The sequence below is a fragment of the Stenotrophomonas sp. JAG2 genome (assembly GCF_041080745.1).
In the GTDB taxonomy this organism is placed as follows: Bacteria; Pseudomonadota; Gammaproteobacteria; order Xanthomonadales; family Xanthomonadaceae; genus Stenotrophomonas; species Stenotrophomonas maltophilia_AA.
The window spans coordinates 46,686-66,819 of record NZ_JBEUMH010000017.1 but is presented as its reverse complement, the minus strand read 5'-3'; the positions used below and the strand labels follow the sequence as shown (position 1 = coordinate 66,819).

Below are 20,134 nucleotides of genomic sequence, written 5' to 3'. Positions count from 1 at the left end.
GTCCCGCGAACCCCCACACCCCCGACCAGCCCACGGAAGGCGAGCACTACAGCTTCTGCATCGAGAGAAAAACCAACAAAAAACCCGCTGCACAAGCAGCGGGTTCCTTGGGTTTTCGATGTTTCCACCAGGTCGCTGATGCAGGGCCAATCAGAACTTGTAGTTCACGCCCAGCATGTAGGTACGCCCCCATTCCACGTATTCCAGCGGGCGGTCCTTCGTGCCGGCGTACGTGCGGTACGGCTCGTTGGTCAGGTTGCTTCCCTGCAGCAACAGCGTCAGCCCACGCAGGCTGCTGCTGTCGGCGAAGGTGTAGCTGACCTGCGCGTCGGTCACGTTCTCACCGACCACATAACGCAGCGTCCGGTTGCCGTTGAAATTGCCGATCTCACCGATGAAGTCCGAACGACGACGCTGGCTCACGCGTGCCTCGAACCCACTGCGCTCGTAGTAGGCCGTGAAGTTGTACACGCGCTCGGACAGGCCCGGCAGGCTGATCGGATCGCTGCCGACGCTGGACGCGCTCTCCGGGTCCAGGATCTTGATGTCGCTGTCGTTGAAGGTCGCGCTCGCCTGCACGCCGAAACCACGCAGGCTCTCGGTCAGCATGTCCAGCGGGAACGAAGCGGTCAGCTCCAGGCCCTTCAGCTTGCCACCCTGGCCGTTCTGCGGGGCCGAGAAGGTGCCGGTCGGCAGGACCGGGACGATCATGCCCGGCGGCGGCACGTAGCTGGCCAGCAGGTCGCTGAAATCGTAGTCATCGCGCGACTGCGTGTAGACGTAGGACTTCAGGTCCTTGAAGAACACCGCGGCGGCGACGTAGGCCTTCTCGCCGAAGTACTTCTCGTACGACAGGTCGATCGCGTTGGCGCGCCACGGATCCAGCAGCGGGTTGCCGCCGCTGCCGCCCGGCTTGCCGGTGGCGGTGTCCACGCCGAACTCCAGGCCGGCGCGCATCTGGTCCACGCGCGGGCGTGCGACCTGCTTGGCCACGGCGAAGCGCAGCGTCTGCTGGTGCGGGAACATGAAGGCCAGGTTCAAGCTGGGCAGCCAATCGGTGTAGGTCTTGCCGTCATCGATCGGCAGGATGTTCTGGCCATCGGGACGCGAACGATCGAAGTAGTTGGACTGCGAGCTCTGGTCGGTGCGCACCATCTGCACGCCGATGTTGCCGCGCAGGCCGACCTCGCCGAGATCGGTGTTGATGTTGGCGCGGATCCAGGCGGTGCTGGTCTTCTCCTGCACCGTCCACGCCTTGGGAATCAGGTAGTCCAGGTTGGTGACCGGATTGAAGACCATGTAGCGGTCCACCGCGGCCGGGACGTTCCAGGCGGGGATGTAGCCGATGCCGGCGAAGCCGAGGTTGACCGGCGCGTACTGCAGGTCGCTGGCGATATTGGCATCGCCCTGGTCGCCCAACAGGATGTTGCCCTCGGCCTGGGTCTTGTCCTTGCGGCGGTCGGCGTAGTTCACGCCCACGTCCACGTCGGAGAACCACGGCAGCGAATCCGGCATCGCGAAGGTGGCCTGCAGGCGGGCACCCTTCAGGCGGTCTTCGACCATCGGCACCTTGCCGTAGCCGGAGCCGTAGATGGTGTTGGTCAGGAACAGCGCGTCCGGGTTGGCGTAGTCCAGGCCCGGGCGGATCTGCGAGAACCCATCCGGCTTGACCACCACGCCGACCGAATCCAGCTGCGGCATCGGGGTGAGCTGCAGGTTGTTCTCCAGATTCAGTTCGTTGCGCGTGGCCTTGGAGTAGTTCACGTCGGCGACGACCTTGACCCGCTCGAAGTTGAACTCGTTGTTCCAGCCGAACGCGTCGATCTTGTCCTTGCGCTTGTTGTACATGCCGCGCACCAGCGGATACACGCCGGTCGCCACGCCGCCGGCGAAGGTGCCATCGGCATTGATCTGCGGGTTGGTGATCAGCAGGCCCGGGGTGTAGCCGCCGTTGTAGTTGCTGAGGTTGACCTCGAACTGGTTGGCGGTGTCGATCTGCTCGGCTTCGGTATGGAACGCATCCAGCGTGCTGGTCCACACATTCGACGGGCGGAACTGCACGGTCGCCATCACGCCGTCGCGCTCGTTGTTGCCGGTGCGGCGCAGGGCTTTGATGCCGTCGGAGAACACGGTGCCCGGGGCCAGGCCGGGGCGGTTGCCCTGGTCGGTCTGCTCGGTGGTCCACGGTTCGTACAGGCCGACCTGGTTTTCCTGGATGGGCATGTCGCTGTGCGCGTAGCCGATCGAGATGCCCAGCGTGTTGTCGAGGAACTGGTCGATGTAGCTGGCGCTGAAGCGATTGCCGTAGGGGTCGACATTGGCGGCCTTGCCCAGCGAACTCTTCTGGTAGCGGCCGCTGATCGCGATCACGCGCTCGGCGAAGCTCAGCGGACGCACGGTCTGCATGTCGATGGTGCCGGACAGGCCCTGGCCGACCAGGGCCGCGTCCGGGGTCTTGTACACGGTCACGCCGTTGACCAGTTCCGAGGGGTACTGATCGAACTCGACGCTGCGGTTGTCACCGGTGCTGACCACTTCGCGCCCGTTGAGCAGGGTGGTGGCGAAGTCCGGGGACAGGCCGCGCACGCTGATCACCTGGGCACGGCCGGCGACACGCTGGGCGGCCAGGCCGGGCAGGCGGCCCAGCGATTCGGCGATGCTCACGTCGGGCAGTTTGCCGATGTCTTCGGCCGAGATCGCTTCGACCACCGAGGTGGCGTCCTGCTTGATCGCGATCGCGTTCTCGATGCCGCGGCGGATGCCGGTGACCTGGACGGTGTCCAGATTGGTCGCCGTGGTGCCGGTCGGTGCGGTGGTGGTACTGGATTCGGCGGTCTGAGCCGACGCCATCAACGGCGTCAGGGCGACGGCCAGCGCGAGACTCAGCGCGCTGCGCTTGCGGTTCAACATTTTCCCCTCCCAGGCAATGTTGCCAATCGATTTTTTGGTTGCCCGGAGGACCCGGGAGCGTCATGGCGCGGTGGCCGTTGACTGCGTGGCTATGGTAGGCAGCGCGCCCGCCGCGGGAATCACCCTGCATACGTATTCAATGACGTTTGCAGCGTTGGAAGCGATTACAGGTGCGTTATCGCAGCCGCACCGACGCACGCGCACCCGGTAGGTGCCGACCGTTGGTCGCCACGCCGCATCCACGCACGGATACGCCGGCGCCGGGTGCGTCGCCCGACCAACGGTCGGGCGCTACCCGGCGCTGGCTGAGCGACTTACAACGGGGTAAAGCGGATCGCCTGCCCGCCACCCGGCGCCAGGGTGAGCACCAGCGCATCGGCGCTGGTTACCTCCCGCACTTCGCGCACGAAGGCGAACGGGTTGCTGCGGAAATCGGCGCCGTCTCCATCGCGGTAGATTTCCGCGCGGTAACGCACGCCCGGTTCCAGGAAGCCCAGTGACACCGGCAACACGCGCCCATGTTCGTCGGTGATGCTGCCCAGGAACCAGTCGCGGCTGTGGCGGTCCTTGCGCACGATGGTCACGTAGTCGCCCACCTCGCCATTGAGCACGCGGGTATCGTCCCAGTCCACCGCGACGTCCTCGATGAAGCGGAACGCCTCACGGTGTTGTTCGTAATGCTCGGGCAGGTCGGCCGCCATCTGGATCGGGCTGTAGATCGTCACGTACAGGGCGAGCTGGCGGGCCAGCGTGCTGGGAATCGCTTGGCCGCCACGGCCCTTCAGGCTCAGGATGCCGGGGGTGTAGTCCATCGGCCCGGACAGCATCCGGGTGAAGACGAGATTGACCTCGTGCTCGGGCGGATTCGGTGGCTGGCCCCAGGCGTTGTACTCCATGCCACGCGCGCCTTCGCGGCTGATCCAGTTCGGGTAGGTGCGGCGCAGGCCGGTGTCCTTGATCGGCTCGTGCGGGTTCACCGCGATGTGCCGTCTGGCCGCCTCCTGCACGACCTTGAGATGGTGGCGGGCCATGAACTGGCCGTCATGCCACTCGCGCCACAACGGCCCACCGGCGGGGTTGCGGCGGTCAACCTGGCCGTCGTCGCAGACGTAGCCGCTCTTGAACGAATCGACGCCCAGCTGCGCATACAGGTCCAGCGCCGCGCCAAGCTGATCTTCGTAGTGCTCGATCGCACACCCTGTTTCGTGGTGGCCGATCAGGTGCACGCCCTTCTTCGCGCCGTAGGCGGACAGCGCTTCGATGTCGAAATCGGGCGTGGGCCGGGTGAAGTCGAACGCATAGCCATTGCCCACCCAGTCGCCGTCCCAGCCCGGATTCCAGCCTTCCACCAGCACGCCGCGGAATCCATGCCTGGCGGCGTAGTCGATCACGCGCCTGGTTTTCGCCGTGGTCGCGGCATGTCGCGGGCCGGTCGCCCAGCTCTCCTCGTCCAGGTGCATCGACCACCACACGCCCAGGTACTTGGAAGGCTTCACCCAGCTGACGTCGCCGAGCACGTTGGGCTCGTTGAGGTTGAGGATCAGGCTGGATTCGACCAGTCCGCCGGCGGTGTCGCTGATCTGCAGCGTGCGCCACGGGGTATCGAACGGCAGGCTCCGTCGCACCTTCCAGCCCTCGGCCGAGGGCGACAGCTGCGCGCGCAGGCGCTGGCCCTCGGTGCGGCGCAGCCACATGCCGGCGTAGTCCACCAGCGCGGCTTCGTGGATGGAAACATGCAGGCCATCGTGGCTGCGCAGCGTCATCGGCGTGTGTGCGAGCGGCACCTGGTCCAGCGGCGTGCGCTGGTAGAGATACTCGTAGTGAATCGGTTCACCGGCCGGAATCCACCAGGCGGTGGAGGCCGGAGCGATCGCGAACTCGGTCAGCTCATCGTCGATGATCGCCTCGCGCATGCCCGGCTGTTGCGGGAAGTGATAGCGGAAGCCCAGGCCGTCGTCATAGACCCGGAACACCACATCGATGCGACGCTTGGCGCCGCTGCGCTCGGCCAGCTGCACCACCACTTCGTTGAAATGATTGCGGGTCAGCCGGCGCTCGCCCCACGGCTGCTCCCAGGTCTCATCGACGCTGCGCGACTGCTGGCTGACGATGGCAAGATCACGGTCCAGCCGGCCATCACGCAGCTGGAAGCCCAGCCTGGAGGTGTCCACCACGGCCTCGCCGAAGCGTTCGACCCGGTAGCTGGGGGTGCCGCCGTCCAGTTGCAGCGATACGCGCAGCACCTTGCCGGGTGACTCGACGCTGGCCACGGTGACCGGCTCGGCAACCGCGGTGGCGCTGAACGCGCAGAGGATCCAGCCCAGCAGGGACAGGCGACGACGTGCGCAATGCCCGTCCGTTGGATACGACAGTGACGGCATTTCCCCTCCCAAGGCGGCCGAAAACACACCGGGACTATAGCGACGCCCTCACGCCTGCCGACCGCCGTGCCGATGAATACGTATGCAGGTCGATGCAGGCTGCGGTGCGCCGTCTACCATGGGGCCAAGGCACCCTGGGAGGGGGCCGCGAGCGCATCGCCGCGAGGTGGTGCGGACCTACAACGCGAGCAAAGGGGAGGGAGGCAACAGGCGCGAGCCGGTTCGCCACTTCGATGCTGAAGATGATCTGCCTGACCGCTGCCCTCGGGGCAGCGATGGGGTCCACCGCGGGCGCGGCGGACCTTGAGTTTGATGGTCGCCATGCGCGCGCCGAAGCCGCCGCCGCGGGTGGCTATCGTCTGCATGTGCCGCAGGGCGAGGTGCGCGTCAGTGCGCAGCCGATGCGCAGCGAGACCGCCAGCGTGCTGTTCGATGCGCTGTTCGGGCTGGCCCAGCAGGAGATGGCCGACGACCGCGTGGATGCGATCCGCGACCCGGCCTTCAATCACGGCAAGCCGGTTCCCTGCGCGTGTTTCCAGACCGGCGAGCGCTGGCCCTATGTGTGGACGCGCGATGTCAGCTTCGCCGCGGATCTGGCGCTGTCGCGGCTGGACCCCGTACGGACGCGGCAGTCGCTGCAGTTCAAGCTGTCCACGGCGCGCGATGGACATACCCCGGGCCTGTTCGTGGCGCAGGACACCGGCTCCGGTGGCAGCTGGCCGATCAGCAGCGACCGCGTGGTCTGGTTCCTGGCCGCACGTGGGCTGCTGGAGGACGCGGCGTTCGCCGACCAGGTCTGGCAGGCGCTGCAGGCGACCCTGGCGCAGGATCGCGAGGCGGTGTTCGATGCACGGATCGGCCTGTATCGCGGCGAAACCTCGTTCCTGGATTGGCGCGAACAGACCTATCCGGACTGGACACGCGAGGACGTGCGCTTCATCGGCGAATCCTTCGCGCTGTCCACCAATGTGCTGCACTACGAAGCGCTGCGCCTGGCCGAACGGCTGGCCCGCCAGCACGGCGATGCACGCGCTGCCACGTACGGCCAATGGGCGGATGCGCTGGCCCGCCAGATCGACGCGCGTTTCTGGCGCGAGGATTCGGGACAGTACATGAGCTACATCGGCGAGGCGGCACACCCTGTGCCGTACGCCAAGTACGACCTGCTCGCGCTTTCGCTGGGCGTGCTGGCCGATGTGTTCCCGGCCGATCGCGCACGGCGCGCGCTGGCGAACTACCCGGCCGTGGCCGGTGGCAGCCCGGTCGTCTGGCCGCAGGAAGCGCAGCAGCCCATCTACCACAACCGCGGCATCTGGCCCTTCGTCAGTGCGTACTCGCTGCGTGCGGCGCGGCGGCTGGACGATGCCCCGCGCATCGCCATGGAGATCGAGTCGCTGATGCGCGGCACCGCGCTGGCCGGCTCCAACATGGAGAACTACGAAATGCGCACGCTGGCCGTGCATGTCGATGAAGGCGCGCTCAGCGGCCCGGTGGTCAATTCGCCGCGTCAGCTGTGGTCGGTGGCCGGTTACCTCTCGATGGTGCTGGAAGGTGTGTTCGGCGTGGAAGACGATGGCCGCATCGCGCCGAAGCTGCCGGTGTCACTGGTGCCGACGTTGTTCGGCGACCGTGACCGCATCCGCCTGGACGATGGCAAGCAGCGTTACGTGCTGGTGCGGCCGAAGCAGCTCGCCGGCGAACTGCTGGTGGCGGGCGCCATCCAGCGTGACGGCAGCACCACCACCGTGCAGCTGGTGCCGTTGGCGGGTCGTGTGGCGATGCCGTCGCCGGCGATTGTCCGCCCGGCAGCCGTCTTCGCCCCGGCCACCCCCGCCGCACCCGTGCCTCGCGAGACCACGGCGGGCTGGCAGATTCCAGTGCCCGCCGATCATGTGCTATGGCGCGACGGCCAGCGGCTGTCACCCGCGCAGGGTATCGCCACGCTTGCAAGGGACGGTGCCAGTCACTGCCTGAGCCTGACCCGCCGTGAGGGCGCGCTGGAATCGCTGCACAGCCCGATGACCTGCGTCGGTCCGCAACAGGTGCTGGCCGGTGCCACGCACTGGCAGTGGACCGCACCGAGCGCCGGCCGCTGGCGTGCGCGCCTGCGCTATGACAATCCGAACGGCCCGATCAACACCGGCGTCACCGCGGCGGTAAAGACCTTGGTGCTGCAGTGCGAGGGACAACCCGACCAGCGCCGTCCGGTCGTGATGCCGCACAGCGTGGGCGAGCAGGACTCCACGGCGGTCGAGTTCGAGGCACCGGCGGGTAGCTGCCGCATCGCGCTGGAGGAGGGCTTCAACATGAGCGCGCTGACCCACTTCGCGCAGTACAACGGTGGCAAGGGCGGCAGGGACGGTGTGCTCAACGAGGCGCGCGTGTCTGCGCTGACCCTGATGCCGGTGGCTGTGTCGCTGGAGCCGCGCCAATGAGCCGTACGCCCAAACCGACCCTGTCGTTCTGGCAGATCTGGAACATGTGCTTCGGCTTCCTCGGCATCCAGTTCGGCTTCGCGCTGCAGAACGCCAATGCAAGCCGCATCTTCGAGACGCTGGGCGCACCGATGGATGCCGTGCCCGGGCTGTGGATCGCCGCACCACTGACCGGCCTGCTGGTGCAGCCGGTGATCGGCTACCTGTCCGATCGCACCTGGACGCGCTGGGGCCGCCGCCGTCCGTTCTTCATGATCGGTGCGGTGCTGACCACGCTCGCCCTGCTGGTGATGCCGAATTCGCCGACGCTGTGGATCGCCGCCGGCACGCTGTGGGTGCTGGATGCCTCGATCAATGTATCGATGGAGCCGTTCCGCGCGTTTGTCGGCGATCAGCTCGCTCCGCGCCAGCGGCCGACCGGCTTCGCCATGCAGAGCTTCTTCATCGGCATCGGTGCGATCGTCGCCAGCTTCCTGCCGTTCATCCTGGCCCACTTCGGCGTCGCCAACACGGCGGCCGCGGGGCAGGTTCCCGATACCGTGCGCTACGCGTTCTACTTCGGCGCGGCGGTGCTGCTCGCGGCGATCACCTGGACGGTGGTCAGCACCCGGGAATACTCGCCGGACGAGCTGGCCCGCTTCGATGACGCCGAGCCGGCCGCCGTGCACCAGAGTGCGCGCGTGGCCGGGCCACCTCCGTGGGCGCAGATCGGCGGCTGGGTGGCGGCCGGTATCGCGCTGGCAGCGGCGATCACGTGGTACCAGGGCGACCGCATGCTGTACGTGTTGGCCGGCCTGTGCATCGCCTATGGCGTGCTGCTGGGCATCGCGCGCTGCGTGCCGGGGCCGCACATGCTGGCGACCATCGTCGACGACCTGCGTGCGATGCCACGCACCATGCGCCGCCTGGCCTGGGTGCAGTTCTTCTCCTGGTTCGCGCTGTTCGCGATGTGGATCTACACCACGGCCGCCGTCGCCGGCACCCACTTCGGCTCGACCGATACCGCCTCGGCCGCCTACAACGAAGGCGCCAACTGGGTCGGCGTGCTGTTCGGTGCCTACAACGGGTTCGCTGCGCTGGCGGCGTTGCTGATCCCGCTCATGGTGCGCGCACTGGGCCTGCGCTGGAGCCACCTCGTCAACCTGTGGCTGGGTGGACTGGGCCTGATCTCGATGCTGTTCATCCGCGACCCGCATTGGCTGCTGCTGTCGATGGTCGGCGTCGGCTTTGCCTGGGCCTCCATCCTGTCGCTGCCGTATGCGCTGCTGTCCGACAGCGTGCCGGCGGCGAAGATGGGCATCTACATGGGCCTGTTCAATTTCTTCATCGTGATCCCGCAGCTGGTCGCGGCCAGTGCGCTCGGCTTCCTGCTGCGCGCGTGGCTGGGTGGCGATCCGATGCACGTGCTCGCACTCGGGGGCGGCAGCCTGCTGCTGGCCGGCCTGTGCGTGCTGTTCGTGCCATCCCAACAGGAGAGTGTCTGATGTCCCGGTATTCGTCGTTGTCGCTGGCCCTGTCGTTCGCGCTGTCGGCCAGCCCCGCCCTGGCCGTCGAGCGCCCGGACTATGTCGGCACGCGCGAGCCCTTCGCCAGCCAGGCGGTCTACTTCGTGGTGACCGACCGCTTCGTCAATGGCGATCCGTCCAACGACCACCGCGACCAGGGCGGCGCGCATCCCACGTTCGATATCCCGGTGCCGTGCCCGGACAAGGTGGACGGCAACATCGGCTACCTGGGCGGTGACTTCAAGGGCGTGCTCGACAACGCCGCGTACATCCGCAACCTCGGCTTCGGTGCGGTGTGGATCACCCCGATCATCGACAACCCGGACCAGGCCTTCACCGGCAGCAAGCCGATCAGCTGCACCAGCACGCTGACCGACCGGGGCAAGACCGGCTACCACGGTTACTGGGGCGTCAACTTTTACACGCTCGACGAGCATCTGCCGAGCAACGGCCTGGACTTCGCCGCCTTCACCCGTGGCCTGCACGCCGCCGACCTGAAGGTGGTGCTGGATATCGTCGGCAACCATGGTTCGCCCGCGTGGACGATGCCGGTGGCGCAGCCGCAGTTCGGCCAGATCTTCGACAAGGACGGCCGGTTGATCGCCGATCACCAGAACCTGCCGCCGCAGCAGCTGGATCCGGCGCATAACCCCCTGCATGCCTTCTACAACAGCATCGGCCCGGTCGACGGCAAGAACGGCTCGATCTTCGAAGGCAACCTCGCCGAGCTGTCCGACTTCAACGAGCACAACCCGGCGGTGATGGATTACCTGGTGGGCGCCTACCTGCAGTGGACCGCGCAGGGGGTGGATGCGTTGCGCATCGACACCATCGGCTGGCTGCCGCATCCGTGGTGGCATGCCTTCGTCAATCGCATCCGCGCCGAGCATCCCGGCATGTTCATGTTCGGCGAGGCATTCGACTACGACGCGGGCAAGATTGCCGAGCACACCTGGCCGGCCAACGCGAACGTCAGCGTGCTGGATTTCCCGTTGCGCGGCGCATTGTCGTCGGTGTTCGGCAAAGAGCAGAAGGGCTTCGAGACCCTCGCCGAGCCGCTGCACCTGCTCGACGGGCCGTATGCCAATCCGTACGAGCTGATGAGCTTCTACGACAACCACGACATGGCGCGGCTGGATGCCAGCGATGCCGGGTTCATCGATGCCCACAACTGGCTGTTCACGGCGCGCGGCATCCCGGTGATCTACTACGGCTCGGAAACCGGCTTCATGCGTAGCCGCGCCGAGCACGCCGGCAACCGCGCCTACTTCGGGCAGGAGCGCGTCAACGACGCGCCGAAGAGCCCGATCTTCGCGCCGCTGCAGCGCATCGCCAGACTGCGTGAGGCCACGCCGGCCCTGCAGCGCGGCCTGCAGGTCAACGAGCGCCTGCAGGGCGATGAAGCGGTGTTCTTCCGCGTGCTGCAGCAGGACGATACCGCGCAGACCGCACTGGTGCTGCTCAACAAGGGTGATACGGCGCGCTCCATCGAGGTCCGCCGCTACCTGCAGGCCGGTACCTGGCGCGACGCGCTGGGCGGTGCCAGCCAGACGGTGACGGGATCGCTGACCGCCGAGGTGCCCGCACACGGCGTGCGCGTGTTCGTGCTGGATGCGCAGGTCGAGCAGACGGCGCTGCAGCAGCAGTTGAAGGCGGCGGTCGACGATCAGCGTGCACGCACCAGGCGCCTGGCGAAGTAGCCGGAGCGTGCCCGGCCCGCCGCACTGCGGTGGCCCGGGCACTACAATCGGGTCCGCGACCGCGCAGTGCGGTCCTTCCGGGTCCGCTGTCCATGTCACGCCTGTCCCTGCACCACGCAACGCCCGATGATGCCGAGCGCCTGTTCCACCTGATGCAGTTCTACTACTTCGAGGCCTCGGCCTGGAGTGGAGAAGCGGTGCGTCCGGACGGCCTCTTCGATTGTGACCGCAGCGATGTCGAGTCGTCCCTGCGCGATGACCCGCAGTGGGCACGGTTGCTGTTCGTCGACGACGCGCTGGCCGGGTTCGTGCTGGTGGATCAGGTGGAGCGGGAAGGGCGCCACTATCCCGAGCTGGCCGACCTCTTCGTGCTGCCCAAGTACCGGCGGCAAGGCCTGGCCGCGCATGTGGTCAAGGAACTGGTCCGCCCCGGCGACGGGCAATGGCTGCTCGCGGTGTTCCGCGGTGACGTGATCGCGCATGCCTACTGGCTGCGGACGCTGCCGCGGCTCGCGGTGCCGTTCGTCGCCCTCGACGACGAGGACGCCACCTTCCACCTGTTCCTGATCGGCGCCCCCGCGCGCGGGTAGTGCCGGCCGCTGGCCGGCTCCCAGTCACCCCGCGGGTACAATGAGGGATCCCCCGTATGCCTGCATTCCATGAACGACGCCGCCCCCCAGACCCCGATCGAAACGCTGCTCAAGACCGCGATGGACGGTCAGTTGCCGATTGGCCTGTTCATGAAGGCCTTCGTCGCCTCCGAGGTGGTGCTGCTCACCGGCAGCCTGGTGACCCCGGACGGCAGCGGTTTCGATCCGCTGCTGTTCGACAAGCAGGGTGTTCTGCACGTTTCGGTGTTCACCGATATGAGCCGCGTCGGTTTCCACAGCCAGCAGGCCCCGCACACGATCCGCATGCTGATGCTGGAGGTGCTCAAGCGCGTGCCCGGCGGCTACGGCGTGGTGATCAATCCGGGTACCTCGCTGGGCTTTGAGATCTCGCCGTCGGGCGTCGGCGAAATCCTCAAGGACTTCGCCGACGGCCCGCGCTGACGCCGCCTCCTACTGCAGCGTCACCTTGCGCCGGTTGTCCGAGGAGACCCGGTCGATCAGCTTGTTGTACGGATCGAAGCCCGCCTCGTCCGGCTTTCCCTCCACCGTCACGGTGATCGACGGGTTGGCCGCGGTGACGTGGTGGCGCTGCAGGTACAGCACCTTCTGGTCGCGCTCCTTGCCCGAGGGGCCGTTGGCGAACACGCCGATCTCGATCCAGTCGTCCATCCTGCCGGCGGTCTCCTTGCCATCGCCATCGGCGTAGCGCTTCTCGGCGTGCAGCGTCAGGGTGACGTCGTACTTGCCATCGGCCCGCTTGTGCGCGGTCGCGGCCAGCACCCGGTTGTCGTAGAAGCTGATCGTCTCGAACAGGTCGGTCACCAGCTGCTGGCGGTCGGCCGGCGTCTCGGCGCGGATGTAACCCAGCAGTTCGGTGGAGGTGGTGTAGGGCGGCTGCTGGAAACCCTTGTCCTGCAGGAAGCGTTTGAGCGCACGGTTGAGTGCGGCCTCGCCGATCTCCTCGCGCAGGCGGTAGAACGCCAGTGCGCCCTTCTCGTAGTGGATGTACTGCTGGTTCTCCACCCGCGCCAGCGGCAGCTCTTCGATGCCTTCGCTACCGCGTCCGGACAGGTAGCCATCCAGTTCAGTCTTGAGGAACTGGCGCATCTGCTGCCGCCCGTATTCCTTCTCCATCACCATCAGTGCCGAGTACTGCGACAACGATTCGGAGAGCATCGTCGCGCCCTGCACGTTGGCGCCGATCACCTGGTGTGCCCACCACTGGTGCGCCACCTCGTGGGCGGTCACGTAGAACACGTAGTCCACCTTGTCGCGGTCGCGCAGGTCGGCGATGAAGCCGATCCCTTCGGAGTAGGGAATGGTGTTGGCGAAGGACTGGGCGAACCGCGCGTAGCCCGGGAACTCGATGATGCGTACCTGGCGGTGCTGGTAGGGCGTGAAGTTGGCTTCGTAGCAGGCCAGCGACTTCTGCACCGCTTCGATCATGCGGTCCACGTTGTAGCCATGGCGCGCATCGTAGTACACCTCGATCGGGATGCCCTTGTATGCCGCGCGCTTCACGTCCCAGCGGGCCGAGAGGTACGCATAGAAGTTGAGCATCGGCCGGTCCATGGCATAGCTGAAACAGCGCCGGCCGTTGACGGTGGCTTCGTGCTGCAGGTAGCCGGGCGCCAGCGCGATCTGGTCCGGTGCGGTGCAGATCGTGCTGCGGAACGCCAGCCAGTCGGCATCGTCGGTCACGTAGTTGTTCGCGCGGGCGGCCTGGTCTTCCAGCTTGGGCATGCGGCTCGGCTCGCCCAGGCCGCGCTTGCGGCGTTCATTGCGGTCGGTGATCTGCACGCCCTGGTCGTAGCCGAAGGAGGGCAGAAGGCTGCTGTTGAAGAAGCTGCCGTTCTCCACCAGGTTGGTCGGTGCCTGATCGGCGGTGATGCCGGTCGGGTGCTGGTTCACGCGGAAGTGGATGCGGCGCTCCTCGCCTGGCTGCAGCGGGGTGGCCAGCTGGTAGATGCGGTAGCCCAGGTCGGCGTCATGCATGGCCAGGGTCTGGCCGCCAAGGTCGACCGCGGTCAGCTGCTGGTCGTCGTTCATCGCCACGTGGAGCTGGGCGATGGGCGCGGTGTGGGTGTTGCGCACGGTCCAGTACGCATCGATCACCACCGACTGGGTTTCCGGATGCAGGTCGATCCGGTTGTCCACGGCGACGATGCGCGGCTGTGGCAGGTCGCGGTAACGCGACAGTTCGCGCTCGTAACGGGCCTGCAGGTCCAGCTGCTGGTCCGGCGAGAGGAAGGCATTGCGGATGTTGGTGCTCCAGTACAGCCAGCCACCCAATGCGATGAAGCCCAGCATCGCCACGGCGGCGCCGAGCCCGGCCGGGCCCCGCAGGCGACGGCCGGCCAGCACCAGGCGCTGGCGCAGGCTGGTGCCGACGCCACGCACCCAGAACGCCGAGGCGACGCACAGCAGCGCCAGCAGGAACAGCGCCCAGTAGCCCTGGAAGGCCAGCTGCCCCGGGAGGAAGTGGCCGTAGCCGTTCATGTCCGAGTACGGGGCGATCGGCCAGCTGCCGAAGTTGTAGAGGTTCTGGGTGTAATCGAGCATGCCCAGCACGGCCTGGCCGATCATCACCACGATCAGCAGCGCGTAGCCGACGAACTTGTTGTTGGTCAGTACCTGCAGGACCAGCGCCAGACCGCCCATCAACAGGTAGACCACCGAGTCCAGCGCCAGCGTCTTGAGGTACACCAGCGGCTCGATCTGCGTATAGCCCTTGGCCAGCTGCACCCCGATCGCGGCGAGTGCGCCGATCGCCTGGAAGCAGGCGATCACCGCCACCAGCGTGGCGAACTTGGCCAGCAGCGGCACCCAGTTGGGGACGGGCATCGCATCGGTGACTTCATTGATCCGCGCCGCGCGTTCTTTCCAGACCAGCTCGCCGGCGAAGAACAGCACGATGATGATCAGCAGCCAGCTGAAGGCGCCCTGCAGGGCGGTCAGCATCTCCGAGGTGACCGGCCAGATCGGCGTGCCATACAGGGTCTGGCGGAACAGCGCACCGGGCAGGAAGTTGCACAGCCCCAGCACCAGCAGCACCAGGAAGGGCACGCTGCGCAGCACACCGCGGGTGTCGAAGCGCACCTGGTGCAGGAACTGCGCCCAGGCGGTAGCGGCGCCACGGCCCGGCACCACGCGGGGCACCACGACCTGGGCCGGACGCAACGACGGCGCGGCCGCCGCGGCAGTGGCTTTGCGGCCCCAGCGACGACCGCCGCTGCCGCTGCGCTCGGTGCGGAACAGGGCAAACGTCGCGGCGTACAGGAGCGCGGCTACGCCCAGCCACAGCGCACGGTTGGCCAGCAGCTGCCCGGCCAGGGCAGGCAACCCGCTGTTGCGCTCGGCCACCGACCAGTAGCGGATGGTCCGCGACAGCGCGCGCAGGCCGAGCGGTTCGCTGAGTACGGCAATCCAGGTGTTGTCAATGTCGCTGAGCAGGGCCGCGCTGACCCCGTACAGCACGAAGTAGCCGATCACGCCGATGTAGACCCACAGGATCGATCGCGTGGTCGCCGCCAGCAACGCCAGCAGGGCCGTGGTGAAGATCAGGTTCGGGATCACGATCACCCCGAATGCCCAGACGTAGCTGTACAGCGAGCCCGGCCCCATGCGTGCCGGATCGACCCAGGGCATGAGCGGTCCGAGCGCGAGGCCGAGCGCGATGATCACGTACACCAGCAGTCCGCTGACCAGGGCCGCGCCGATGCGGCCGGCCAGATAGTCGCGGCGCTTGATCGGGCTGGCGAAGATCAGCTCGGCCGTGCCGAGATCGACGTCGCGCAGCAGCGCATTGCTGACGAACAGCGTGGATACCAGCATGCCGAGCAGGGTGAAGACGCCCAGCATCGAGGCGATCACGGTCGGCGCATTGCTGTGCACGTTGCCGGAGCCACCGCCGATCTGTATCGCGTCGGACGACGCGGCACCGAAGGCCATCAGCGCGAACAGGCCCGCCAGCAGCCACAGCAGGGGGGAACGGAGCTGCTCGCGCAGCTCGAAGCGGAAAAAGGCAGCGATCATGGGCGGGCTCCGGTCAGGCGGCCCGCGACTGCAGGCGCAGTCGCTGGAAATAGACGTCTTCCAGATCGGGAGCAACGGCGGCGAAGCCGTCGCCGGGGTCGGTCGCGCTGTGCACGTGGATCACCGGCCGGCCACCGACCAGGCGCGTGGACAGCACCACATGGTTGGCTTCGTAGGCGGGCAGTTCGGCAACGTCCACCTGCTTGCGCCAGACCTGGTGCTGCAGCGCGTCGATCGCATCGCTGGGCTTGCCGGTCAGCAGCACCTGTCCCTTGTTCATGATTGCCATGCTGGGGCACAGGTCGGTGACATCCTCGACGATGTGCGTGGACAGGATCACCGCTACGTTCTCGCCGATCGCCGCGAGCAGGTTGAGGAAGCGGTTGCGCTCTTCCGGGTCGAGCCCGGCGGTGGGCTCATCGACGATCACCAGCCGCGGATCGCCGAGCAGGGCCTGCGCGATGCCGAAGCGCTGGCGCATGCCGCCGGAGTAGGTGCCGAGTTTGCGTTTGCGCGCATCCCACAGATTGACCTGCTGCAGCAGCGCCTCCACCACTTCGCGGCGCTGGGCCTTGTGGGTGAGCCCCTTGAGCACCGCGAAATGGTCGAGCAGGTCCAGTGCGCTGACCTTGGGATACACCCCGAAGTCCTGCGGCAGATAGCCCAACCGCCGACGCACCGCATCCTTGTCACGCAGCACATCGATGCGCGCCTCCCCGGGGATGGACAGGGTGGCGGTGCCGCTGTCCGCTTCCTGCAGCGTGGCCAGCGTCCGCATCAGCGAGGACTTGCCGGCGCCGTTGGGACCGAGCAGGCCGAACATGCCGCGGGGAATATCGAGCGTCACACCCGCAAGGGCATGCACACCATTGGCGTAGGTCTTGGACAGCGCGCGGATCTCAAGCATGCGGACAGCTTCCCCTGGGCGATACCTCGGTTATCCGCCCTATTCAGATAGGCTGCATCCGCCGTAAGTCATGGGTGCCCGCGGCCGGTCGCCCGCCAACGGGCCGCCAGCCACGATACCGCCACGCATCCGGCGCCAGCGAGCAGCCACCCGGTCGCCGCGCGGCCCGCGGTCTGCTCGATCGCGCTCCACCATGCCGGGCCGAACAGGGTGCCCACTGCCAGGGCAGCGATGGCCAGCACGGCCAGCAGCACCCGCGACACCCAGCGCTCGATGCCGGCGTCATGGCGGGCGATGCGCAGGGCGACATCGCGGGCGAAGCGCATTGGCGGCCCGCTCTGTGGTGCGGAGGCGATCGCCTCGGCGATGCGCAGGTAGTCGACGTCGTCCGGGCCGGCGCGCTGGCCGCCTAGTGCGGCGCGCAGGCCGGTTTCCTGGGCCTGCCATTCCTCGGGGTCGATCCGGGGCTCGTCTGCGGTGCTCATGCGGGCACTCCAATACGGGATTCCAGCAGCTCGCGTAGTCGCTTGCGGCTGCGGAACAGGTGGCTCTTGATGGTGCCTTCGGCCAGGTCGGTCAGGGTGGCGATCTCGGCGATGGAGATCTCTTCCAGATGATAGAGCGTGAGCAGGGTGCGCTGCAGCGGCGGCAACGCGTCGATCGCGGCGTGCAGATGGGCGTTGATGTCCTGCTCGCTGGTACGCGCCTCGAGGTCGTGGCCGTCGCCGATCTGGTCGATCAACGCGGCACCGTCTTCGGTCACGCTGTTGTCCACCAGCGGAATACGGCGTCGCTCCAGGTGGCGCCTGGCGATCGAATAGGCGACCTGCGCCACCCAGGATTTCAGTGCGCTCTCGCCGCGGTACTGATGCAGCGTCTGATGGATGCGAAGGAACGCTTCCTGGCACAGCTCGCGGGTGTCGTCCGGATGGCGGACCATGCGGTCGACCACGCGCCAGCACAGTCCTTGATACTCGCGCACCAGCTGCTCGAACGCCCCGGGCTGTCGCGACAGGATGGCGGCGACCAGGGCACGGTCGGCGTCGAGGCAGTCGGCAGGGGTGGGCGGCGTGCACATGTCCCATAGGGATACGTCGAGTGCGCCATCGGTTGCAACCGGGGCCCGTGCAACCGATCCCGCCCCGGCCGTATCTCAGTGGACAAGCCCCTCCTCAACGGAACGTACGCACCATGGATTACAACCTGATTCTGCCCGTCGTCCTGATCCTCGGCATCGTGTATGCCATCAAGAGCGTGGTCGACGGCCACACCCGTCGACGGATCGTCGAAGCCCGCGGCTCGGAAGAGCTGGTGCGCTCGCTGCTGGCCGGCGACACCACCAAGCGGCGGCTGGCCGCGCTGCACTGGGGCTGCGTGATGCTGGCCCTGGCGCTCGGTTTCGGGGTGGTGGATGTCCTCGGCATCGACCGGGTCACGCCCGGGGCGATCGCGCTGCTGCTCGGTGCGACCGGGCTGGGCAATGTCGTGTACTTCGTGCTGGATCGTCGTTTGAAATAAGCCGACAGCGGTGGATGCTCAGCCGCGCAGCGAGGATTCCCGCAGCACCTGCTTCACCGCGATGCTCTGGCCTTCCACCGGCTGGCCTTCGATCAGTGCCAGCAGCTTTTCCACCAGCAGGTGCCCGGCCTGCTTGGTGTCCTGCTGCACGGTGGACAGCGGCGGGGACACCGAGGCGGCCAGCGGGATGTCATCGAAACCGGTGACGGCCACGTCCTCCGGGACGCGCAGCCCATGTTCGCGCAGGGCACGCATCGCGCCGATCGCGATCAGGTCGCTGGCCGCGCACAGCCCATCGATACGTTCGCCGCCTGCCAACAGCGCCTGGCAGGCGTCGAAGCCGGACTGCTCGGTGGTGATCGCATCGTGCTGCAATGAAGGCTCGGCGGTCAGGCCGCGCACCCGCATCGCCTCGACGTGGCCGCGGTAGCGCTGCTCGAACTCGGGATAGTGGCTGGAGGCGTGGCCGACGAAGGCGATCCGTCGACAGCCCTGGTCGAGCAGGTGGGCGGTGATGTCGAACCCGCCCTGGAAATTGTCGCTGCCGATCGAGACACCCGGCTGGTCGGGCAGGGACGCCCCCCAGCGCACGAAATGGGTGCCTTGCTCGACCAGCCGCTGCAGGCGCTCGCGCGACTCGTGGTAGTCGCCGTAGCCGAGCAGGATGATGCCGTCGGCCTTGTTGCTGTCCTCGTAATCGGCCTGCCAGTCGGTGGACAGCTGCTGGAAGGAGACCAGCAGGTCGTAGCCGCGCAGCGCGCAGGCGCGCGTGATCGAGCCCAGCATGGCGTGGAAAAACGGGTTGATCAGCGAGTCGTCGTTGGTCGGGTCCTCGAAGAACAGCAGGGCCAGCGTGCCGGCATTGCGCAGGCGCAGGCTGGAGGCGTTCTTGTCGACCTTGTAGTTCAGCTCCCGGGCGATGGCCAGGATCCGCTGCCGGGTCTCGGCATTGACCATCGGGCTGCCGCGCAGCGCCCGCGACACCGTCGGCTGGGAGACGCCGGCCAAGTGGGCGATATCGAGGGAGGTGGCTTTACCGCGGATGGTCATTGCTGCAGGCGTGGGAACAGTGAAGGGACATCATGCCATGCGCCGCCAGGGCCGGGCCGGGCGGACGGAGGGGCCCCGCGCCAGCAGCCGGCGGGCTGCGGGCCCAATCGCCGTCACCCTTGCGGCATATGGCTCGAGCAGGTTTCCGGTCGCTTCCGGCCGGAATTCCGACAGGGCCGGGGACGATGGCAATGATAAGATGGGCCGTTCTGGATTCCCCCAATTTCACCTGGGGCGGCCCCGCGTATCTGCAGCCTGTCCGGGGCTGTGATATGACTGCGGCCTGCCCTCGGACAACGGAAGAGCAACCCTATGGCGCGCGGCATCAATAAAGTCATCCTGGTCGGCAACCTCGGCAACGACCCGGACGTGAAGTACACCCAGGGCGGTATGGCGATCACCCGCATCAGCCTGGCCACCACCAGCGTCCGCAAGGACAAGGATGGCAACCAGCAGGAGCGCACCGAATGGCACCGCGTGGTGTTCTTCGGCAAGCTCGGCGAAATCGCCGGTGAATACCTGCGCAAGGGCAGCTCTGTCTACGTCGAAGGCAGCCTGCGTTACGACAAGTACACCGGCCAGGACGGCGTGGAGAAGTACTCCACCGACATCATCGCCGATGAGATGCAGATGCTCGGCGGCCGTGAAGGCGGCGGTGGCGGTGGCGGTGCTGGCGGCGAACGTCCGCAGCGCCCGCAGGCCCCGCGCCAGGAGTACGGCGGTGGTGGCGGTGGCGGTGGTCAGCGCGGCGGCGGTGGTGGTGGCTACGGCCAGCAGCGCCCACAGCAGCAGGCCCCGCAGCAGTCGGCGCCGCCGATGGACGACTTCGCTGATGACGACATTCCGTTCTAACTAACACTTGACGGTAAGTGTCAATAGATATCCAAGAGGAGCCCCATTCGTGGGGCTCCTTCTTTTTTGTGTTCTTTGCCCGGTAGGAAAAACTAGGTATAGCCACGCATACGTGAAATTCAGACGTGCATAGACCTTGGCGTCATGTATAAACCGCTAAGGCCATGCGACCGATAGAGGTAGTGCTACCATTTCGCCAGTTTATCCACGAAGCCCTTTCGGCCCTCAGG

General features: G+C 67.0%; 14 protein-coding genes. 7 read left to right on the top strand and 7 right to left on the bottom strand.

Going from position 1 to position 20,134, the window contains the following annotated elements; genetic code table 11:
- Window positions 1-150 precede the first annotated feature (150 nt).
- A complete protein-coding gene (locus AB9O74_RS17375; RefSeq protein ID WP_369350056.1) occupies window positions 151-2,910 on the bottom strand; it encodes a TonB-dependent receptor in 2,760 nt (919 codons plus the stop codon).
- Between the two features lie 314 nt (window positions 2,911-3,224).
- Window positions 3,225-5,291, bottom strand: a complete 2,067-nt coding sequence (locus AB9O74_RS17370; RefSeq protein ID WP_369350055.1) for a glycoside hydrolase family 97 protein — start codon at window positions 5,289-5,291, stop codon at window positions 3,225-3,227.
- A gap of 233 nt (window positions 5,292-5,524) precedes the next feature.
- On the opposite strand from AB9O74_RS17370, the gene AB9O74_RS17365 reads away from it, so the two are divergent.
- From AB9O74_RS17365 to AB9O74_RS17345, 5 genes are all read left to right on the top strand, one after another.
- On the top strand, window positions 5,525-7,726 hold the full coding sequence (locus tag AB9O74_RS17365; RefSeq protein ID WP_369350054.1) for a Six-hairpin glycosidase-like protein: 2,202 nt from the start codon (window positions 5,525-5,527) through the stop codon (window positions 7,724-7,726).
- Complete coding sequence (locus tag AB9O74_RS17360; protein WP_369350053.1) at window positions 7,723-9,210, top strand: MFS transporter; 1,488 nt, start codon at window positions 7,723-7,725, stop codon at window positions 9,208-9,210. Before AB9O74_RS17365 ends, AB9O74_RS17360 begins: the two co-directional genes overlap by 4 nt.
- Entirely contained in the window at window positions 9,210-10,931 is a 1,722-nt protein-coding gene (locus AB9O74_RS17355; RefSeq protein WP_369350052.1) for an alpha-amylase family glycosyl hydrolase, read from the top strand. Before AB9O74_RS17360 ends, AB9O74_RS17355 begins: the two co-directional genes overlap by 1 nt.
- A 92-nt stretch (window positions 10,932-11,023) precedes the next feature.
- A complete protein-coding gene (locus AB9O74_RS17350; RefSeq protein ID WP_369350051.1) occupies window positions 11,024-11,521 on the top strand; it encodes a GNAT family N-acetyltransferase in 498 nt (165 codons plus the stop codon).
- Window positions 11,522-11,590: 69 nt separating this feature from the next.
- Window positions 11,591-11,983 (top strand): SseB family protein, encoded by a 393-nt coding sequence (locus AB9O74_RS17345; protein ID WP_121043258.1) that lies wholly within the window; start codon window positions 11,591-11,593, stop codon window positions 11,981-11,983.
- Between the two features lie 9 nt (window positions 11,984-11,992).
- Here AB9O74_RS17345 and AB9O74_RS17340 read toward each other — a convergent pair whose 3' ends face one another.
- The 4 genes from AB9O74_RS17340 to AB9O74_RS17325 all read right to left on the bottom strand — a co-directional run bounded on the left by AB9O74_RS17340 (window position 11,993) and on the right by AB9O74_RS17325 (window position 17,562).
- On the bottom strand, window positions 11,993-15,577 hold the full coding sequence (locus AB9O74_RS17340) for an ABC transporter permease/M1 family aminopeptidase (protein ID WP_369350050.1): 3,585 nt from the start codon (window positions 15,575-15,577) through the stop codon (window positions 11,993-11,995).
- A gap of 13 nt (window positions 15,578-15,590) precedes the next feature.
- Window positions 15,591-16,484, bottom strand: coding sequence for an ABC transporter ATP-binding protein (locus tag AB9O74_RS17335; protein WP_369350049.1), 894 nt, complete (start codon window positions 16,482-16,484; stop codon window positions 15,591-15,593).
- A gap of 68 nt (window positions 16,485-16,552) precedes the next feature.
- A complete protein-coding gene (locus AB9O74_RS17330) occupies window positions 16,553-16,969 on the bottom strand; it encodes a hypothetical protein (RefSeq protein WP_369350048.1) in 417 nt (138 codons plus the stop codon).
- Window positions 16,966-17,562 carry a sigma-70 family RNA polymerase sigma factor gene (locus AB9O74_RS17325; protein ID WP_346492758.1) on the bottom strand — a complete coding sequence of 199 codons (597 nt, stop codon included), beginning with the start codon at window positions 17,560-17,562 and terminating at the stop codon, window positions 16,966-16,968. Before AB9O74_RS17325 ends, AB9O74_RS17330 begins: the two co-directional genes overlap by 4 nt.
- A 113-nt stretch (window positions 17,563-17,675) precedes the next feature.
- Here AB9O74_RS17325 and AB9O74_RS17320 point away from each other — a divergent pair, with 113 nt between their 5' ends.
- Window positions 17,676-18,002: a hypothetical protein gene (locus tag AB9O74_RS17320; protein ID WP_369350047.1), complete on the top strand. Its 327-nt coding sequence runs from the start codon at window positions 17,676-17,678 to the stop codon at window positions 18,000-18,002.
- An 18-nt stretch (window positions 18,003-18,020) separates the two neighbouring features.
- On the opposite strand, the gene AB9O74_RS17315 is transcribed toward AB9O74_RS17320, so the two are convergent.
- The gene (locus tag AB9O74_RS17315) at window positions 18,021-19,052 is read right to left on the bottom strand and encodes a LacI family DNA-binding transcriptional regulator (protein ID WP_179459549.1); all 1,032 of its coding nucleotides are present in this window, start codon (window positions 19,050-19,052) and stop codon (window positions 18,021-18,023) included.
- Window positions 19,053-19,364: 312 nt separating this feature from the next.
- Here AB9O74_RS17315 and AB9O74_RS17310 point away from each other — a divergent pair, with 312 nt between their 5' ends.
- Window positions 19,365-19,904, top strand: a complete 540-nt coding sequence (locus AB9O74_RS17310) for a single-stranded DNA-binding protein (RefSeq protein ID WP_369350046.1) — start codon at window positions 19,365-19,367, stop codon at window positions 19,902-19,904.
- The last annotated feature ends 230 nt before the right edge of the window (window positions 19,905-20,134 follow it).